We start from the raw sequence: 3771 nt of genomic DNA on the forward strand, positions 1-3771 counted from the left end.
AATTGTCCGGTTTTGGTTGATGCAAACTCGAACGATCAATCGCACAAAATCTGGAAACAAAAAAATGCAGCTTATCAACAATTGCAATTTCAGATTATTGCGCCAAGCAGTTGGATGAAAAATTCGGTTTTGCGAAGTAGTTTGATGAAAGGAAAGCAAGTTACCAGAATTCCGAACACGTTGGAAACAAATGTTTTTCAACTTCAAAACCAACAAGAAGCAAGGGCAAAATTAGGTTTGCCAAAAGATAAATTCATTTTCCTGACCGGATTTATGCCTTCCAAAAAAGATTCGCACAAAGGCGCAGCTTATCTTTTAGAAAGCCTCGAACTTTTAGCTGCTAAAAGAAGCATCGCCGCAGAAAATATAGAATTGGTGGTTTTCGGAAACCGGAATACCGAAGATGTTCCCGCTTTTCCGTTTAAAACCATGTTTTTGGGAACCATCAGCGAAGATGAAAAACTGGCTGCCTGTTATGCCGCCGCCGATGCTTTTTTGATTCCTTCGCTGGAAGATAATTTGCCTTATACCGTGATGGAAAGCTTGGCTTGCGGCACACCGGTAATTGCTTTTACGACCGGCGGCATCCCAAATATGGTGCAGCATGAACACAACGGTTTTTTGGCCGAATATAAATCATCCGAAAGTTTTTGCCAAGGAATGGAATGGATCATAAATTACCCGGTAAAAGAAGTATTGCGAAAAAACGCCAGGGAAACGGTGATGCAAAAGTTTTCAGCAGAAGTGATCGCCCAAAAACATATCGAATTATACAAAAGCTTGTTGCCAAATGGATAAGCCGATTTTAAGTGTGATTACGGTTGTATTTAACAATGCAAAAGATGTGGAGCGAACGATGCTTTCGGTTCTCAATCAAACTTATCCAAACATCGAATATTTGGTGGTTGATGGAAAATCAACCGACGGAACTGTTAAGATTATTGAAAAATATCGTGAACGTTTGGCTGTTTTTATCAGCGAAAAAGATGCAGGAATTTATGATGCGATGAACAAAGGTTTGGCTTTGGCAAAAGGCGGTTACGTTGTTTTTATGAATTCGGGCGATGAATTTTATGAAAAAGATACGGTAAAAACAGTATTTGCAACAGCACCGGATGCCGATATTTATTACGGCGAAACGGAGATGGTCAACGAACAATTGCAAAGTTTGGGCCAGCGCCGGCATAAATCTCCTGAAAATTTCACCTGGAAAGATTTTAAATATGGCATGAGCGTAAGCCATCAGGCAATTTTTATCCGCAGAAATTTAGCTGAACCTTATGATCTAAAATATCAGTTAAGCGCGGATATTGATTGGATTTTAACAGCGGCAAAAAAAGCACGGAAGATTGTAAACGTGCACCAATATGTGGCGAAATATTTGGTTGGCGGGATGTCGAAAAAGAAACACCGGCAGAGTTTGTTGGAGCGTTTTGCTATTATGCGGAAGCATTACGGTTTGCTGCCCACGGTTTTAAACCATTTTGTGATTGCTTTTAATTTGGGATTTTATTGGTTGAAATATCGCAGGACGAATGATTAGGAACAAAAAAGGCGAAGATGTTTTAGCTTCGCCTTTTTGATAAACTAATAGTTCTATACTGTTTTTACCACCCTTTTTTTCCTGCTTTCTGCAAAAACATAACCGCCAAAAGCCAACACCAGCAAAATAGAACCGGCCGTAGAAATCGCTTCGCCGGTGTAATAAGAATTTGGGTGGAAGATAAACTCAATTTTATGGTTTCCTACCGGGATTTGTGCGGCACGCAATAAGTAATCGGCACGGAAATATGGGCTTTCCTTTCCGTCAATCAGCATTTTCCAGCCTTTATCGTAATAAATTTCCGAAAAAACAGCAACCTGGTTGGTGGTCGAGCCGCTTTGATAAACCAAATGCTCGGGTGCATAACTGGTAAGCGTTATTTTTCCGTTTTCGTCTATCGCATTTTGTTTGGTGTTGATGTATGATTGATATTTTATGTCCACAATAGCTTCATTCTTCGGATCGAAACTGCTGATTGCCTGCATTTCCTGATCGGCATTATCCGCAAAACGAACTTTTTTTACAAACCAGGCATGTCCGCAAGCCGTTGCATTGGCTTTCATACCAGCAGTTTGCGATTTTGGGTCGGCCGTAATTACATATTTCGTGTTCAGCATGTCCAAAACGTCTGGGTTAATGCTTTTGGTAAATTGGTTATCAATCAATTCCTGGAAACGCTTCAATTTAGCGGCGTGATAACCGCCCAAAGTTTTGTGGAAATAAGAAGTGGAAGCGTTGGCAAAAGGATCAATCGTCAAATCCAACACACGGAAATCCGGATCAGTGTCGCGCATAATAAATTGGTCAACTTCGCGCGGCGTACGCACTTGCATCGCATCTTCTTTAGGCTGAAAGCTTTCGTCTTTTAAATAACGCTTATCTACCGACCAAAGATCAACCAAAGTAACCGCCAGAATCAGCAGCGAAGTAATTTGCAGGTTGATTTTTTGTTTAATGAACGCCCATAAAACACCAAAAGTAAGCAGCACAAAAATTAAGGAACGGATGGCATCGGCACGCGCCAAACCAATACGGTCTTGCACCAAAGCATTGTTCACGATGGAATTGGCAAAAGCACTGTCGCCCTGAAATGCTTGCGTTAATTGTGCAATTAAAGATTCATCAGCAGTTGTACTTTTAAAACTAAAAAACAGCGATGGCAGCGCAGCAACCAGCAGCGTAATTCCGCCGGTGATGTACAAGGCGAGGAGAAGTTTTTTCAGGATAAAAGCTTTGTCTTTTGCTTGCAATACTTCTTTTATCGCTAAAAAACCAAGGATTGGGAAAGCCAGTTGCGTCAAAACCAAAATAGATTCGACCGCGCGGAACTTGTTATAAAGTGGAAAATAATTGAAAAACAAATCGGAAACCAGCGTAAAGTTTTTACCGAATGAAAGTAGCATGCTTAAAATTACGGTTGCCAGCAGCCACCATTTAATACGGTTTCGGATAATCAGTAAGCCAAAAACAAACAGAAAGCAAATGCCTGCACCAAAATACCAAGGACCCGCAGTACTTGGTTTCGCCCCCCAATAAGTTGGTAGTTGTGCAGCAAAACCTGTTGCCTGATCTTCCGGTACGCCTTTTGCCAGTAAAGCTTGTGCAACTTTAGAATCCGCTTTTAATGTACCACCCGCCGATTCGCCTCCATAAGTATCTGGAATTAGAAACGTAATACATTCGCCAACACCCTGGCTCCATCCATAAGCATATTCTTTATCTAAGCCAGTTGTTGAACCAGCAGCAACTGGTTGTGTCAAGTTCGATTTTCCTCGGGTAGATTCCTTTCCGTATTCATATGTTGTCCATAATAAGGAAGCGTTGATCATCACAGCAATTAAAGTTGCAACAGAAAGCCAGGCCATCGACCGGATAAAAGCAACCGTAGTTTTGTTTTTAATGGCATGATACAATTCGATCCCAACCAAAATCAACAGCGAAATCATCAAATAATACGCCATCTGGATATGATTGGAGCGTATTTCCATCGCCAAAAAAAAGGCGGTTAAAACAGCACCGAGCCAATATTTTCCGCGTAAAGTGAGAATGATACCGGCCAAAATAGGTGCAAAAAAAGTAATGGCATAAGCTTGGTTAGAATGCCCGGCGTGCAGCAAAATAAAATTGTACGACGAAAAAGTAAACGCAATAGCACCTGCAGCGGCCAGCCAGGGGTTTAACCGCAGCACGCAAAACAATAAATAGGCGCCAAAAAGCGATAGTAAAAC

General features: G+C 41.3%; 3 protein-coding genes. 2 read left to right on the forward strand and 1 reads right to left on the reverse strand.

The genetic code is table 11. The features are described 5' to 3' along the window. Both Q0192_RS04495 and Q0192_RS04500 read left to right on the forward strand, forming a co-directional pair. Positions 1 to 798, forward strand: a 798-nt coding sequence (locus tag Q0192_RS04495) for a glycosyltransferase (protein WP_299286702.1), incomplete at its 5' end; no start/stop codon positions are given. Then, on the forward strand, positions 791 to 1543 hold the full coding sequence (locus Q0192_RS04500) for a glycosyltransferase family 2 protein (RefSeq protein ID WP_299286705.1): 753 nt from the start codon (positions 791 to 793) through the stop codon (positions 1541 to 1543). The genes Q0192_RS04495 and Q0192_RS04500, both read left to right, overlap by 8 nt. Positions 1544 to 1596: 53 nt before the next feature. Here the strand turns inward: Q0192_RS04500 and Q0192_RS04505 are convergent, their stop codons facing one another. After that, positions 1597 to 3732 (reverse strand): YfhO family protein, encoded by a 2136-nt coding sequence (locus Q0192_RS04505; protein ID WP_366518135.1) that lies wholly within the window; start codon positions 3730 to 3732, stop codon positions 1597 to 1599. Positions 3733 to 3771: the final 39 nt, after the last annotated feature.

The organism is uncultured Mucilaginibacter sp. (assembly GCF_937859865.1).
GTDB lineage: Bacteria > Bacteroidota > Bacteroidia > Sphingobacteriales > Sphingobacteriaceae > Mucilaginibacter_A.